The sequence below is a fragment of the Raoultella sp. T31 genome, from assembly GCF_002806725.1.
Taxonomy (GTDB): domain Bacteria; phylum Pseudomonadota; class Gammaproteobacteria; order Enterobacterales; family Enterobacteriaceae; genus Klebsiella; species Klebsiella electrica.
This window is the reverse complement of record NZ_PIBO01000066.1, coordinates 1-15,468: the sequence shown is the minus strand read 5'-3', so window position 1 is coordinate 15,468 and position 15,468 is coordinate 1. Positions and strand designations below refer to the sequence as shown.

Annotated in this window: 13 protein-coding genes; 3 read left to right on the top strand and 10 right to left on the bottom strand. The window is 59.9% G+C overall.

Annotation, left to right across the window (positions count from 1 at the left end):
* Positions 1–596 precede the first annotated feature (596 nt).
* Together CWM52_RS25335 and fdhF are read right to left on the bottom strand one after the other, a co-directional pair.
* The gene (locus tag CWM52_RS25335) at positions 597–1,280 is read right to left on the bottom strand and encodes a tetratricopeptide repeat protein (protein ID WP_100686580.1); all 684 of its coding nucleotides are present in this window, start codon (positions 1,278–1,280) and stop codon (positions 597–599) included.
* 211 nt (positions 1,281–1,491) lie between these two features.
* Positions 1,492–3,639, bottom strand: coding sequence for a formate dehydrogenase subunit alpha (gene fdhF / locus CWM52_RS25330; protein WP_100686579.1), 2,148 nt, complete (start codon positions 3,637–3,639; stop codon positions 1,492–1,494).
* Between the two features lie 273 nt (positions 3,640–3,912).
* On the opposite strand from fdhF, the gene CWM52_RS25325 reads away from it, so the two are divergent.
* The gene (locus tag CWM52_RS25325) at positions 3,913–4,641 is read left to right on the top strand and encodes a response regulator transcription factor (protein WP_100686578.1); all 729 of its coding nucleotides are present in this window, start codon (positions 3,913–3,915) and stop codon (positions 4,639–4,641) included.
* Positions 4,642–4,679: 38 nt separating this feature from the next.
* Here the strand turns inward: CWM52_RS25325 and CWM52_RS25320 are convergent, their stop codons facing one another.
* From CWM52_RS25320 to CWM52_RS25310, 3 genes are read right to left on the bottom strand one after another with little or no spacing between them, the layout of a single operon-like run.
* Positions 4,680–5,621, bottom strand: coding sequence for an ABC transporter substrate-binding protein (locus CWM52_RS25320; protein ID WP_100686577.1), 942 nt, complete (start codon positions 5,619–5,621; stop codon positions 4,680–4,682).
* 31 nt (positions 5,622–5,652) lie between these two features.
* A complete protein-coding gene (locus tag CWM52_RS25315) occupies positions 5,653–6,654 on the bottom strand; it encodes an ABC transporter permease subunit (protein ID WP_100686576.1) in 1,002 nt (333 codons plus the stop codon).
* The gene (locus tag CWM52_RS25310; protein WP_100686575.1) at positions 6,651–8,171 is read right to left on the bottom strand and encodes a sugar ABC transporter ATP-binding protein; all 1,521 of its coding nucleotides are present in this window, start codon (positions 8,169–8,171) and stop codon (positions 6,651–6,653) included. The genes CWM52_RS25315 and CWM52_RS25310 overlap by 4 nt, the downstream gene beginning before the upstream one ends.
* Positions 8,172–8,356: 185 nt before the next feature.
* Here CWM52_RS25310 and CWM52_RS25305 point away from each other — a divergent pair, with 185 nt between their 5' ends.
* On the top strand, positions 8,357–10,942 hold the full coding sequence (locus tag CWM52_RS25305) for an ATP-binding protein (protein WP_100686581.1): 2,586 nt from the start codon (positions 8,357–8,359) through the stop codon (positions 10,940–10,942).
* A gap of 113 nt (positions 10,943–11,055) precedes the next feature.
* Positions 11,056–11,391 (top strand): DDRRRQL repeat protein YjdP, encoded by a 336-nt coding sequence (gene yjdP / locus CWM52_RS25300; RefSeq protein WP_100686574.1) that lies wholly within the window; start codon positions 11,056–11,058, stop codon positions 11,389–11,391.
* Between the two features lie 50 nt (positions 11,392–11,441).
* Here the strand turns inward: yjdP and phnP are convergent, their stop codons facing one another.
* From phnP to phnL, 5 genes are read right to left on the bottom strand one after another with little or no spacing between them, the layout of a single operon-like run.
* Positions 11,442–12,200, bottom strand: coding sequence for a phosphonate metabolism protein PhnP (gene phnP / locus CWM52_RS25295; protein ID WP_100686573.1), 759 nt, complete (start codon positions 12,198–12,200; stop codon positions 11,442–11,444).
* 9 nt (positions 12,201–12,209) lie between these two features.
* Entirely contained in the window at positions 12,210–12,644 is a 435-nt protein-coding gene (gene phnO / locus CWM52_RS25290; RefSeq protein ID WP_100686572.1) for an aminoalkylphosphonate N-acetyltransferase, read from the bottom strand.
* Entirely contained in the window at positions 12,631–13,200 is a 570-nt protein-coding gene (gene phnN, locus CWM52_RS25285; RefSeq protein WP_100686571.1) for a ribose 1,5-bisphosphokinase, read from the bottom strand. Before phnN ends, phnO begins: the two co-directional genes overlap by 14 nt.
* Complete coding sequence (gene phnM, locus CWM52_RS25280; RefSeq protein ID WP_100686570.1) at positions 13,200–14,336, bottom strand: alpha-D-ribose 1-methylphosphonate 5-triphosphate diphosphatase; 1,137 nt, start codon at positions 14,334–14,336, stop codon at positions 13,200–13,202. Before phnM ends, phnN begins: the two co-directional genes overlap by 1 nt.
* Positions 14,333–15,013 (bottom strand): phosphonate C-P lyase system protein PhnL, encoded by a 681-nt coding sequence (gene phnL / locus CWM52_RS25275; RefSeq protein ID WP_100686569.1) that lies wholly within the window; start codon positions 15,011–15,013, stop codon positions 14,333–14,335. The genes phnM and phnL overlap by 4 nt, the downstream gene beginning before the upstream one ends.
* Between the last annotated feature and the right edge of the window lie 455 nt (positions 15,014–15,468).

Sequence of the window (15,468 nt, the reverse complement as noted above, 5' to 3'; positions counted from 1 at the left end):
GGCCGGGTCAGGCGTCAGCCGCCACCCGGCAAAATGCGGGCCCCCTGTTCAACGCTGGTTTGTCAGCGCTCTTACCGCCCGGCGACATCGCGCTGGCTCCAGATAGCTTCTTACATTGCCCGGCGGCGCTGCGCTTGCACGGGCCTACAGAGGGTGTGCAGGTGTTGAGATTGCGGGTGTTGTAGGCCGGGTCAGGCGTCAGCCGCCACCCGGCAAAAGGCGGGCCCCCTGTTCAACGCTGGTTTGTCAGCGCTCTTACCACCCGGCGACATCGCGCTGGCTCCAGATAGCTTCTTACATTGCCCGGCGGCGCTGCGCTTGCGCGGGCCTACAGAACTTGTGCAGGTGTTGAGATCGCGGGTGTTGTAGGCCGGGTCAGCCGCCACCCGGCGATATCGCGCCGGACCCAGATAGCTTCTTGCATTGCCCGGCGGCGCTGCGCTTGCACGGGCCTACAGAGGGTGTGCAAATGTTGAGATTGCGGGTGTTGTAGGCCGGGTCAGGCGTCAGCCGCCACCCGGCGAAAACGCGGGCACCGGGTTCCAACAGGTTTGTCAGCGGTCTCACCGCCCGGCGACATCGCGCCGGGCTTTTTCTTATCTTTTACTTATCCTGTCGAACTCTTCGCAGCCGGTATCAAACCCCTCCTGACAGCTGACGTTGAGCCAGTGCAACGCTTTCTGCTGGTTGGGTTCGATAAAGCCTTGTTCTCCCTGCAGGAACATCATCCCGGCCCAGTATTCCGCATAGCCGGTACGGGACAGCGAGGAGCTGCGTTTAAAATAGTCCGTTGCCCTGGCGTCATCCTCTGTTATCTGCACGCCGCTGGCGTAAATCAAACCTAACAGCATCTGGGCGTCGACAGCGGAGTCGCTTTCCGGATCCTGGGCAGCATCCTGTAACAGGATGATGGCATGGGAATAATCCGTCGGCCCGGCCTGTTGATTGACCAGCACGCGGGCCAGGATAATTTCTCCTGCCTTGCTGCCAACCTGCACCGCCTTCTCAGCCAGCTCTCTGGCCTGTTTGTAATCGGCCTGCTGCGGGTTGCGAATTTTCAGCTGGGCCAGCAGCGCCAGCGCATCCCCGTCACCGCGATCGGCGGATTTCTGCGCCCAGTATTCGGCCTGCTGATAATCGCCGGAACTGACGTAGGTATCGGCAAGATAGTACTGCGCCCGCGGATCGCCGGCTTCCGCCAGTTGTTTGTACTGGCTGCCGGGATCCGCGGCGCCTGCGGCAAGAGAGAACAGCATCAGAAGTAAATAGAGGTATTTCATTTTTTATTATCGGTCATGAACACAGCGCGCAGTATAAAGGCAGGTGAAGAAGAAGAAAACGACGGGAACTTGTGGGGAATAGCCTGACAATCGTGCCGTCTGTTTTTCCGGGCCGTGGCGTAAACGCCTTACCCGGGCTACCGATTCGCTGTTGTCTGCGGTTCGATAGCCAGGGCAGGCGCGAAGCGCCGCCTCCACGGAGGCGGCCTGATTAACCCATTGCGCTTTCGCGCAGGCGGGCTTTCAGCTTGTTGTACTCATCAATCACATACTGTTCGGCGGCACGCTGGTCGGCGATGCGCTCAACGTTGACGGCACAGTACTTGTACTCCGGCGTTTTGGTTATCGGGCTTAAGTTCTCCGTGACCAGCTCGTTACAGGCGCCAATCCACCACTGATAGGTCATATAGACCGCCCCTTTATTCGGCCGATCGCTGACCTGCGCGCGGGTGATAATGCGCCCTTTACGCGAATTAACCCACACCAGCGCCTCATCCTCAATGCCCAGTCGCGCGGCATCGGCGGTATTGATTTGCGCATAGCCCGGTTCATCCGCCAGCGCGGCCAGCGCCGCACAGTTGCCGGTCATCGAACGGCACGAATAGTGGCCCACTTCGCGCACGGTGGAGAGCACCATCGGGTACTCGTCGGTGAGCTTATCGATCGGCGCAACCCAGTCGCAGGTGAAGAACTGCGCGAGGCCGTTCGGGGTGTCGAAGCGCTCTTTAAACAGATAAGAGGTCCCCTGGTCGGTGTCGGACTCATCGCGGCACGGCCACATGACGTAGCCCAGCTCGCCCATTTTCTCGTAGGTGGCGCCGTAAAAGTCCGGGCACAGATGCCGCAACTCGTCCCAGATCTCCTGGGTGTTGTTGTAGTGCATCGGATAGCCCATCCGGGTGGCGATTTCGCTGATGATCTGCCAGTCGGTTTTCAGGTCCCACTTCGGCTCTACCGCTTTAAAGAAGCGCTGGAAGCCGCGGTCCGCTGCGGTATAGACGCCTTCATGCTCACCCCACGAGGTGGACGGCAGGATGACATCGGCCGCCGCGGCGGTTTTGGTCATGAAAATATCCTGGACAATCACCAGCTCCAGCTCGTCAAACGCTTTACGTACGGCAGAGAGCTCGGCGTCGGTCTGCAGCGGATCTTCGCCCATAATGTACGCCGCCCGTACTTCGCCGTGTGCCGCGCGGTGCGGCAGCTCGCTGATGCGATAGCCGGTATGCGCCGGCAGGCTATCGACGCCCCAGGCTCTGGCGAACTTCTCGCGGTGCTCCGGGAACTTCACGTATTGATAGCCTGGATAAGTATCGGGCAGCGCGCCCATATCGCAGGCGCCCTGAACGTTGTTCTGGCCGCGCACCGGGTTAACGCCGACGCTCGGTTTGCCGAGATTACCGGTGAGGATCGCCAGGCTGGTCAGCGAGCGTACGGTCTCAACGCCCTGATAGAACTGGGTCACGCCCATGCCCCACAGGATGGCGGCGGATTTCGCGCTGGCGTACATGCGGGCACAGGCGCGAATCTCCTGCGCGCTGACGCCGGTGATAGTTTCCACCGACTCCGGCGTATAGCCTTCGACGATTTTGCGATACTCTTCGAAACCCTCGGAACGGCTGGCGACGAAGGATTTATCGTAGAGATCTTCTTCAATAATCACGTGGCCGATGGCGTTGAGCAGCGCAATGTTTGAGCCGTTCTTCAGCGCAATGTGCATATCGGCGATGCGCGCGGTTTCGATTTTTCGCGGATCGCAGACGATGATTTTCGCCCCATTGCGTTTGGCGTTAATCACGTGATTCGCCACAATAGGGTGTGAATCTGCCGGGTTGTACCCGAAGATAAACACGAGATCGGTGTTATCAATCTCTGTGATGGCATTACTCATGGCGCCATTACCGACCGACTGGTGCAGACCTGCAACCGAAGGGCCGTGTCAGACGCGAGCGCAGCAGTCGACGTTATTGGTACCAATAACGGCGCGCGCGAACTTTTGCATCACATAGTTAGTTTCGTTACCCGTCCCACGGGATGAGCCGGTAGTCTGAATCGCGTCCGGACCGTACTTCGCCTTAATGGCGCTGAGACGGGTGGCGACGTAGTCGAGCGCTTCCTGCCAGGAGACGGATTCCAGTTTGCCGCCACGCTGACGGCGGATCATAGGGGTTTTCAGGCGCGGGGTGAGGATCTGGGTATCGTTAATGAAATCCCAGCCATAATAGCCTTTCAGACACAGGGTCCCCTGGTTGGTTTTCCCTTGTGCCGCCTCAGCCCGGACGATTTTGCCGTTATCGACCACCAGATTGATTTTGCAACCTGATGCGCAATACGGGCAAACCGTGACGACTTTTTTCATCGGTCTTGCTCCAGTTCATCAATGGGCGCATATGCGCTATCACGCCGTCAATATGCATCTTCTATGCCATGTTTTTCTTGTGGGTATTGACTGATGATACGTCGATTGTTTGGGCTAAATGCTGACGAAAAGCAGGGCGTCGTCAGTTTTGACGTGTCGAAGAGGGGCGAGATGTGACATGGATTGAAGAAACGCGATCCGATAATGGATTTGTCGGGGGGGCTTTGCTGAATTAATCAGACAGAGATCGTTCCGTGCGGGCAGGGGCAAGTTATGAAACCGGTCATTTTGGTTGTAGATGATGACAGCGCGATTGGCGAACTGCTTAGCGATGTGCTCAGCGCGCATGTTTTTGACGTGCTGGTGTGCCAGACCGGCAGCGATGCGCTGGCGGTGGCGGCCCGGCGGGCGGATATTTCGCTGGTGCTGCTGGATATGATTCTCCCCGACACTAACGGGCTGCTGGTACTGCAACAGCTGCAGCGCAGCCGGCCTGATTTACCGGTGGTGATGCTGACCGGCCTCGGCAGCGAATCCGACGTGGTGGTCGGGCTGGAAATGGGCGCCGATGATTATATTGCCAAACCGTTTAATTCCCGGGTGGTGGTGGCCAGGGTGAAGGCGGTGCTCAGGCGCAGCGGCGCGCTGGGTGTTGAAGGCGCGGGCGGCGGCGCGGGATTGCTCTTTAACGGCTGGCGGCTGGATACGTTTCGCTGCGAGTTGTTTAATCCGCAACAGCAAGTGGTGCCGTTGACCCAGGGAGAGTACAGCCTGCTGCTGGCGCTGGCGCAAAACGCCCGCCGGGTGCTCAATCGCGAACAGCTGCTGGCCTTGACCCATAGCGAGAGCACCGAAGTCTTTGACCGGACAATTGACGTGCTGATTATGCGCCTGCGGCGCAAAATTGAACCGAATTCGCATCAGCCGACGCTTATCAGAACCCTACGCGGCCTGGGCTATGTGTTCGCCGCGGATGTTATCCACGGCGACAGAGCGGCGTAGCCCCGGCAGATGCGGGGCCAGCGGGGGAAATAATGCCCTTACTTCACGGTCCAGCCTTTATAACTACCGATATTGTTTTTATCGATCAGGGTCACCGGGATCAGCACCGGCGCGGTCGGCGCCGGTTTACCCTGCAGAATGTCATAACCTATCTCTACCGCTTTCGCCGCCATCACCTGCGGGTCCTGCGCTGGCGTCGCCACAAACAGCGAGTTTTTACGTTTCAGCGCCTCTTCGCCGTCCGGACTCCCGTCGACGCCAACGATAAAGAACTCATGACGTTGCGCCTGTTTGGCCGCCAGATCGGCACCGATCGCGGTCGGATCGTTGATGGCAAAGACGCCATCGATCTTCGGATTCGCGGCCAGCAATGAGGTCATAATTTCCAGGCCGCCCTCACGACTACCTTTGGCGTTCTGGTTGTAGGAGAGCACTTTAATATCCGGGTGGCGCGCAAACTCGGCCTGGCAACCTTCGACGCGGTTCTGCACGGCGGAAACCGGCGGCCCGTTGATAATCACCACATTCCCTTTGCCTTTCAGGCGGTCGGTGATGTATTTACAGGCCATTTCTCCCGCCTGAGTGTTATCAGAGGTGATGGTGGCATTGGCGCCTTCGGCGGCCACGTCCACCGCAACCACCACGATCCCGGCATCTTTCGCGCGTTTCACCGCCGGGCCAATCCCTTTTGAGTCGGCGGCGTTGAGGATAATCATGTCGACTTTGGCGGCAATAAAGTTATCGATCTGCGCCACCTGCTGACCGAGATCGTAACCGCTGGAGACCAGCGTCACTTTCACATTGTCTCCGGCCAGCTTACGGGCTTCCAGCTCCGCGCCTTTGGTGATTTGTACGAAGAACGGGTTGGCTAAATCCCCCACCGTGACGCCGATTGACTTCAGCTCTTTGGCCTGGGTAAAGGGCGCTGCGGCAAGCAGCGCGCCGGCACAGAGTGCGGTTACTACGGGTTTCAAACGCATGCTGTTTTCCTCTGTCTGTAGGGTATTGTTGTTATGCACTTTGATGGTGTCGGGTACGGTATTTGTCGATCAGCACCGCAATGATGATCACCGCCCCTTTGATCACCAGTTGCCAGAAATAGGAGACGCCCATCAGCGTCATGCCATTATTGAGCGTGGCGATAATCAGCGCCCCCACCAGTGTGCCGGTGATCGTGCCGATGCCGCCGACGAAGCTGGTCCCGCCGAGAATAACGGCGGCGATGGCATCCAGCTCATAACCGACGCCGAGGTTGCCGTTCGCGCTGTACAGCCGCGAGGCGCTCATGACGCCGCCCAGCCCGGAGAGCAGGCCGCTCATGCCGTAAACGAACAGCAGCACCAGCCACACTTTGATCCCGGTGAGCCTTGCCGCCTGCATGTTGCCGCCTACGGCGTAGATATGAACGCCCAGGGTGGTGCGGCGCAGAATGAACCAGCACACCGCCACCACCATCAGGGCGATCACCACCAGCCACGGAACCGGTCCGAGGTAATCATTGCCGATCCATTCGAAGCTGATATCGGAGTTAATCACCGTGGTGCCGTTGGCCAGCAGATAGGCGGCCCCGCGCAGGGCCGTGTAGGTCCCGAGCGTCACGATAAACGGCGGTAGTCCGGCGAAGGCGACCAGCGCGCCGTTAAACAAACCGAGCAGCAGGCCGAGCATCAGCGCTGCCGAAATCGACAGCAGCGACAGCTCCGGGATCAGCGACACCACCATGGCGGCGACCGCGGTCGTGCCGAGAATCGAGCCGACGGACAGATCGATCCCTCCGGTCAGAATGATGAAGGTCATCCCGGCGGCGAGGACGATGTTGATCGATGCCTGACGGGTAATATTCAGCAGGTTGCTTTCGGTAAAGAAGTTGGGAGCGATAAAGCCAAATACCGCGACGATCAGGATCAAAATCGGCAGGATACCGACCGTTTGTACCAGATCGCCCATCAGGATTTTCTTCGCTGATACGGATTTTGCCACCGGCTGCGCGGCAGTCTCTTTCTGTATTGTCATGGTGATACCGCCTTAAGGTGAGAGTCGTTAACGCCGGTGGCCAGCGTCATAATGCTTTCCTGGCTGATGTCGCCGGCCTGGAGTTCGCCGGCGATGCTGCCTTCGCGCATGACGTAGACCCGATCGCTCATGCCGACGACTTCGGGGAGTTCGCTGGAGATCATCAGGATGGCCACCCCCTGGCGCGCCATCTGGGTCATGATGCGGTAAATCTCGCTTTTGGCGCCGACGTCAACGCCGCGCGTCGGTTCATCAAGCAGTAAAATACGCGGACCGATGGCGACCCAGCGGGAGATCAGCAGCTTTTGCTGATTGCCGCCGGAAAGGCCGCCGGCACGTACCTGTGCGTGCGGCACGCGAATATTGAGCAGGGAGATAGCATCGTCGGAGAGGGTCTGCGCCTTTTTGCGATTGAGCATGCCCCAGCGGGCATCCCGTTCGAGGGTGGCCATGGTGATGTTCTCCTGCGCCGCCATTTCGAGGAACAGCCCCTGCTCCTTGCGGTTTTCGGTGAGAAAACCGATGCCCAGATCGATGGCTGCGCGCGGGGAGTGAATGACTACCGGCTCGCCATCGATCTCGATGACGCCGCCGGTGGCCCGGCGCACGCCGAAAATCAGCTGCGCCAGTTCGGAGCGACCGGCACCGACCAGACCGGCGAGACCGACGATTTCCCCCGCCCGTACCACCAGACTGCTGGCCTTCACTTTGCCGCCGTCGGTCAAATCCTCTACCCGCAGGCGCGGCTGGCCGGGCGGAATATCACGCTCTTTATTGAACAGGTCGCTTAACGGACGGCCGACCATCATTCGCACCAGTTCGGAGGCGTTGAGCTTGTCGCGGGTCAGGCTGCCGACATACTGGCCGTCGCGCAGCACGCTGACGCGGTCAGACAGTTCATAAACCTCCGCCATGCGATGGCTGATATAGATAATCGCCATCCCTTCGTCGCGCAGGCGCAGAATCAGTTCAAACAGGCGATGAGTCTCGCGGGAGGAGAGGGCGGCGGTGGGCTCATCCATCACCAGCACCCGGCTGTTGCGATGCAGGGCGCGGGCGATCTCCACCTGCTGCTGTTCGGCAATGGTCAGGGCCATCACCCGGTCGCTGGCCCTGAACTGGGCGCCGAGGCGATCGATGACCGCCTGGGCCTGATTCATCATCTCTTTGCGCTGCACCAGTCCGCCGCGCGCCAGTTCGCTGCCGAGAAAAATATTCTCCGCGACGGTTAAGTTCGGTGCCAGCTGCATCTCCTGGTAAATCAGCGTGATCCCGGCGGCCAGCGCATCTTTTGGCCCTTTAATCACCTGCGGCTGTCCGTCGATCAGGATCTCGCCGCTGGTGGCGGTATACGCCCCGGCGAGGATCTTCATTAGCGTGCTTTTACCGGCGCCGTTCTCGCCCATTAAGGCGTGGATCTCGCCGGGCCAGACCGTCAGATCGACGCCTTTCAGCGCATAAAACTTGCCAAAGGCTTTGGCAATATTGCGCATGGATAGTACCGGTGTCCCCTGCATGGTGGCTCTCCTGCGAGTGTCTTCGAGAATCGCAGTGCACCACACAACAATAAATGCAAAATGTCAGACGCCGTTCATATTTGTCATATTGATGAATACTGAATCTGGCTCACAATTACGCGCGATGGCTCTCCCGCTGTGGGTCAGCAACCGCCAGGATAAATAAAAAGATCGTGGAGCTGACCATGCCATCCCATCGCTACCGGTTTTTCACCAGCGCTCGCGGGCGCCTGCTGTCGTTTAATTTGCTGATGGTTGCGGTCACGCTGATGGTGGCTGGCGTCTCGCTGCTGGGTTTTCGCCATGCCAGCCTGCTGCAAGAGCAGGTGCAGCAGCAGACGCTGGACGATATGACCGGCAGCATGAATCTGGCGCGTGATACCGCGAACGTCGCCACCTCGGCGGTTCGCCTCTCGCAGGTGGTCGGTGCGCTGGAGTATAAAAGCGAAGCTGAACGCCTGCTGGAGACTCAGCAGGCCCTGAAATATTCACTCTCTCACCTCGCCGCCGCGCCGCTGGCGCAACAGGAGCTGGCGCTGGTGGGCAATATTATTCGCCGCAGCAATGAGCTGCAGCAGAGCGTCAGCGGCATGCTGGAACGCGGGCAGCGTCGTCATCTGCAGCGTAATGAACTGCTCAGTTCGCTGTATCAGAATCAGAGTTATCTCCGGCATATTCAGGATCTTAACGATCGACATGACGCTGACGGGATCGATCCCCGGCCGCTGGCGGAGATGGATCGGCTGATCGTTGCGGCCATCCATACGTCGACGCCACGATCGATAGTCCAGCAGCTGGACAAAGTGAGAGATTTTCTGCCGACAACCAGCCGCGACCCAACGCTGGCGGCGATTCTGCAGGATTTCAATGGCGAGCTGGCCAGGCTGGAGCCGTTATCGGCGCAGCTGGAGGAGAGCGATTTGGCCATCGGCTGGTATATGTTTCACATTAAGGCGCTGGTGGCGCTGCTCAACAGCGATATTAATCAGTACGTTGCCCGGGTCGCGCAGGCGTCTGAGCTGCGGGCGGCACAGAGCCATCAGGAGCTGCGTTCCATCAGCATGTTTATTTTGCTGTCGGCGCTGCTGGCGCTGGTGATAACCGGCTTCGCCGGCTGGTATATCTACCGTAACCTCGGCTCCAGTCTGACCGCTATCTCGCGCGCGATGTCGCGTCTGGCCTACGGCGAGCAGGAGGTCTCTGTCCCGGGGCTTCAGCGACGCGATGAGCTTGGAGAGCTGGCGCGCGCCTTCAACGTCTTTGCCCGCAATACCGCGTCGTTGGCCCATACCTCCCAGCTGCTGAAAGAAAAAAGTACCCTGCTGGAGACCACCTTTCATGCCATGCGCGACGGCTTCGCGCTGTTTGATAATCAGGGGCTGCTGGTGGTGTGGAATCCACAGTATCCGCTGCTGCTGGGGCTGACGGCCAATGACCTGCAGCGCGGCATTCACTATCAGCAGCTGCTGGGGCAGGCCGCCCCTCTGGCGGAACATATTCGCGATAATCTGGCCCGTCCGCTGCCCAAACCCCAGGAGCTACTGCTGGCGAGCGGCCGCACTATTGAACTGCGTTTTAGCCCGGTACCCGGGCGGGGGCTGGTCAACGTGGTGCTCGACAGGACCGAACGCAAAGGGCTGGAGCAGGCGCTGGTTCACAGCCAGAAAATGAAAGCGGTTGGCCAGCTGACCGGCGGTCTGGCGCATGATTTTAATAACCTGCTGGCGGTGATTATCGGCAGTCTTGAACTGGTTCAGCCGCAGGACGCGGACCTACCGCGGATCTCCCGGGCACGCAAGGCCGCAGAGCGCGGCGCACTGCTCACCCAGCGGCTGCTGGCCTTCTCGCGTAAACAGGCGCTGCACCCCAATGCCGTGGCGATGAAACCGCTGCTGGAGAACCTGGGCGAGCTGATGCGCCATTCTCTGCCGGCGACGTTGAGTCTGGAGATTGAGGCGCAGTCACCCGCGTGGCCGGCCTGGATAGACGTCGGCCAGCTGGAAAACGCCATTATCAATCTGGTGATGAACGCTCGCGATGCAATGGAAGGGCGTGCAGGGGTTATCAAGCTGCGCACCTGGAACCAGCGCGTGGCCCGCAGCGACGGGCGGCGTCAGGATATGGTGGCGCTGGAGGTGATTGACCACGGCAGCGGGATGTCGCAGGAGATTAAGGCCCAGGTGTTCGAACCGTTTTTTACCACCAAACAAACCGGCAGCGGCAGCGGTCTGGGGCTGTCGATGGTCTATGGTTTTGTCCGCCAGTCCGGCGGGCGGGTGGCTATTGAGAGCGCGCCGGGCCAGGGAACCACGGTGCGTTTACAGCTGCCGCGTGCGGCGGTGCAGGCGCCGACCGGCGGCACGTTGCCGGAAGTCGAGCAGACGGTGAGCAGCGAGCGGCTGGCGCTGGTGCTCGAGGATGAGGCCGATGTACGTCAGACTCTTTGCGAGCAGCTTCATCAGCTCGGCTGGTTAACCCTGGAAGCCGGGAACGGAGAGCAGGCGCTGCAGTTACTTGAGGCTTCGACGGAAATCGCGCTGCTGATTAGCGACCTGATGCTGCCGGGCCGATTGAGCGGAGCCGAGGTGATTAACGAAACCCAGCGCCGTTTCCCGACGGTGGCGGTGCTGCTGATCAGCGGTCAGGATCTGCGTCCGGCGCACAATCCCGCGCTGCCGGACGTGGAGCTGCTGCGCAAACCCTTCAGTCGGACACAGTTGATGCAGGCGCTGCGACAGGTGACGACAGCCCACGTCGGCGGGGCCCGTTAAACAGCGAGCGCGGCCGTATCAGGAGCAAATGGCGGCGGATTTGAGATTCCTCCGCTACTCGCCGTGACGACCGTTGATTAACGTAGGGTCAGCCCCCTGAAGAGACTGGCTCTATGAAACGTTACTTTACCGCTTTAATCTTCTGCACGCTGTCGCTGAGCAGTCAGCTGGCGCGCGCTGATATTATTGATGACGCAATCGGTAATATTCAGCAGGCGATTAATGATGCCTATAACCCCGGCGATAGCCGCCCTGATGACGAAGACCGCTATGATGACGGACGTTACCAGGATAGCCGCCAGCATAGCGCCGATCGCCGACGGCAATACGACGATCGGCAGCGACAGATAGAAGAGCGTCGCCGTCAGCTCGACGATCGCCAGCGCCAGTTGGATCAGGATCGGCGGCAGCTGGAGGACGACCAGCGACGACTGGATGACGACGATTAACCGTGCTGTCGTTCATCGCCGTGGTGACGCGACGCTGGCCGGGTCAAAGATTAATCCAGCACGATCTCCATGCCGTCATAGCCGGCCTCAAACCCCGGCGGCAGCGGATGGTCCATCAGCCACAGATCAAACTGGTGGCTGATATGGGTCAGAATGACCCGTGGGCAGGCCAGCACCTGGTTAATGGCGCGTACCGTATTCAAATCGCAGTGGTTGCGTGAGGGCTGCGGGCGCGGCTCATGGCTGCAGTCGATCACGATCGCCTGCGGCTGGTTATTCAGTAAGAATTTGAGCGTCTTTTCCGGTAATCCGGCGGTATCCGACAGCCAGGCCACCCGGCTGTGCGCCGACTCCAGCAGATAGCCATACGTCAGCTTCGAGTGATTCAGCGGCAGCGGCGTCACCCGCAATCCCTGGAGTTCAAACACCACAAACGGCTCAACGGTATGGCTGAAATCCAGCAGGCCAGGGTGTTTAAACAGGTCATCGCAGCCTTCGGGATCCGGCGGGCCAAACACCGGGATCGGCGCGCCGACGCCCCAGCGCAGCGGGAATAATCCCTGAACATGATCCATATGATAGTGGGTAAGCAAAAACTGCTGAAAATGGCCGGCAGGCCAGCGATCCATCAAATCGGGCAGCCCGGCATCCAGCAGTGTGACGGTGTGATTGAAGGTCACAACCGCGCTACAGGGGCGGCGGCGATGAGTCTCATCGCTGCGCGCACGCTGACAGGCCGCGCAGTCGCAGCCGAAAACCGGAACCAGCTGGGCGCCGCCGGTGCCGGTTAAGCGAATAGTCAGGCCCATACTTCCTCCTTACAGCGCTTTTTTAAAACGCAGATGGCTTTGCGTATACCCTTCCCGGTGATAAAAGCGGTGGGCGTCGGGGCGGCCTTTCCCGCTGGAGAGCTCCACCATTTGCGCGCCCTGTTTGCGGGCTTCCTGCTCCGCCCACGCCAGCAGCGCCTGGCCGATGTGCAGGCCGCGCCTCTGCGGCAGCACCACCAGTTCCTGCACTTCTCCGATCCAGGCGTTGAAATTAAGCGGGAACTGCAACTGTAGCCCAATCAGCCCGACCGTCTCTCCCTCCACCAGCGCCAGCTGATAGCGCAGGGTGGGATTTTGCAGGTTCATGGCAAACCCGGCGGCGAAATGGCGGCGATCGTACGCTTTTTGCTTAAGTTCGCAAATTAACGCATAGACGGCATCGACGTCGTCCAGGATCGGAGCGCGGAGTTCACAGGCAGGCATGCTGATTCTCTTGTCGGGCAGAGTGGCGGCGCAGCAGGGTGAAGAACTGCTCGACGGATTGTCCGAGGCTGCCGTTGTTGTTCAGGGTCAGGCAGTCGGAGGGGGTATAGCGCGCCGCGCGTTCCAGGCGCAGAGCGATTTCCGTTTCGCTCTCTCGTCCGCGCTGCTCCAGGCGCTGGCGCAGCACCTCCGGCGTGACCTGCAGGCAGATGGGCAGGAGCGCGCCCGCATAGCGCGCTCGCGCCTGCGGCAGATGGGCGCGAGAACCATTGGCCACCACGTCAAAACCGGCGTGTAGCCACAGGTCAATTTCGATGCCGATTCCGTAGTAATTATTATTGGCATGCCAGCTCAGGGCAAACAGCTGGCGCTCGGCGCGGTTGAAAAACTCCTGCTTGCTGAGGGCAATATGATTCTCGCTGCCGGCGTTGAACGGGCGCGTGATATAGCGATGCGCCACCAGCAATTGCGTATTTTCGCGCTGGCGTAAGGCCGCCAGCAGGCTGTCTTTTCCGGAACCGGAGGCACCCACCAGCCAAATCAATTTTCCGCTCATCAGAAGACCCTCTTTCCTTGACGCCAGACGTGGTCAATATGGACATGTTCGCCGCGACGGTGCGCCAGCACCATATCGGCACGTTTACCTTCCGCAATCCTCCCGCGGTCGTCTAACCCCAGCGCCTGGGCCGGATTTTTGCTGACCAGACAAATGGCCTGCGCCAGCGTGAAGGCGTTGTCGTCGTCGTCCGCGATGCGGAATGCCGCATCCAGCAGGCTGGCGGGATAATAGTCTGACGACAAAATATCGAGCAGGTTGCTGGCCGCCAGCTGGTGGGCGGCGACGTTGCCGGAGTGCGAACCGCCGCGCACGATATTGGGGGCGCCCATCAGCACGTTCATACCGTGCTGACGTGAAGCCTCTGCCGCGGCTAATGTGGTAGGAAATTCGGCGATCACGCTGCCAAGTTGATGTGATTCGACAACATGCTCGGGCGTTGCGTCATCATGGCTGGCGAGCGCGATATTGCGCTCGCGACATATTGCCGCAATGGTTTGACGGTTCGGCTGTGACCAGGTCGCTGCCAGCGCCATCTGCTCTTCTTCGAAGCGATCCATCTCTTCGTTGGTCAGGTGGTATTTTCCCTGATAGTAATCGCGGTACTTGCGACGGTCGGCGTACTGGCGCTGGCCTGGGGAGTGATCCATTAAGGAGACCATGCTCACCGGATCGCGGCCAACCAGTTTTTCAAACAGCGGCAGCGTAGTGTGGTGTGGCAGCTCGCAGCGCAGGTGCAGGCGGTGTTCGGCACGATTAAGCCCACGTTTTTGTGTCTCTTCGACGGCGTTGATCATCTTTTCCAGATTTTCCAGCCGATCGCCGCCGTCGCGGACGTCGCCAATGGCGACCGCATCCAGTACGGTGGTGATGCCGCTGGCGACCATCAGCGCATCGTGGCTGCTCATCGCCGAATGAGCGGGCCAGTCGACTTTCGGGCGCGGAGTAAAGAATTTGTCCAGATTATCGGTATGCAGCTCAATCAGCCCGGGCAGCAGCCAGCCGCCTTCACCGTCGAGCGCCTGCGGCAGCTGGCTCTGACTTTCGGCAAAGGCGTAAATTCTGCCCTCCTGTACTTCCAGCGAACCGTGTACCACTTCGTCTTCGAGAACCAGGTTTACATTGTTGATAATCATGCTGTTATTCCCATCGGGTGCAGTCGGTCGGCGACCTGATTGCGGACCGTTTCATCATGGAAAATGCCGACGATAGCCGCGCCGCGCGCTTTGGCTTCATTAATCAGTTCCACTACGGCGGCGCTGTTTATGGCGTCCAGCGAGGCGGTTGGTTCATCAAGCAATAAGATCGGGTAATCCACCGCGAAACCGCGGGCGATATTGACCCGCTGCTGTTCCCCGCCGGAAAAGGTGGATGGCGCCAGATGCCATAATCGTTGCGGAACGTTCAGGCGCGTCAGCAGACGGGCAGCCCGCGAAGCGCAGGTATCGCGCGGGATACCGAGGTCGAGCAGCGGTTGCATCACCACTTCGAGGGCGGAAATCCTCGGGATCACCCTCAGGAACTGGCTGACCCAGCCGATGGTGCGCTTGCGGACTTCCAGCACTTTTCGCGGCGAGGCGTTGACCAGATCAACCCATTCGTCGCCGTGGCGGATATGGATATGGCCAGTGTCCGGCAGGTAGTTGGCATACAGCGAACGCAGCAGGGTGGATTTGCCGCTGCCGGAATGGCCGTGCAGCACCACGCACTCGCCATTGCTGACCTCCAGAGAGGCATTCTGCAGCACCGGCAGGCGCACGCCGTTTTGCTGGTGGAGTACAAAGGTCTTACTGACATTTTCAACGTGAATCATTATGGCCTCGTGGTTTGGGCGCCGGGTGGCGGCTTCGCCTTACCCGGCCTACAGGTGCTGTGTTCGAACGCGACTAATCTGGCCTTGTGGTCCTGGTGCCGGGTGGCGGCGTTGCCTTACCCGGCCTACAGGTGCTGTGTTCGAACGCGACTCATCTTGCTTCGTGGTCCTGGTGCCGGGTGGCGGTGTTGCCTTACCCGGCCTACGGTACTGTGTTCGAACGCGACTCATCTGGCCTTGTGGTCCTGACGCCGGGTGGCGGCTTCGCCTTACCCGGCCGACAGTGCTGTGTTCGAACGCGACTCATCTGGCCTTGTGGTCCTGGTGCCGGGTGGCGGCGTTGCCTTACCCGGCCGACAGTGCTGTGTTCGAACGCGACTCATCTGGCCTCGTGGTTTGAGCGCCGGGTGGCGGCGTTGCCTTACCCGGCCTACAGGTGCTGTGTTCGAACGCGA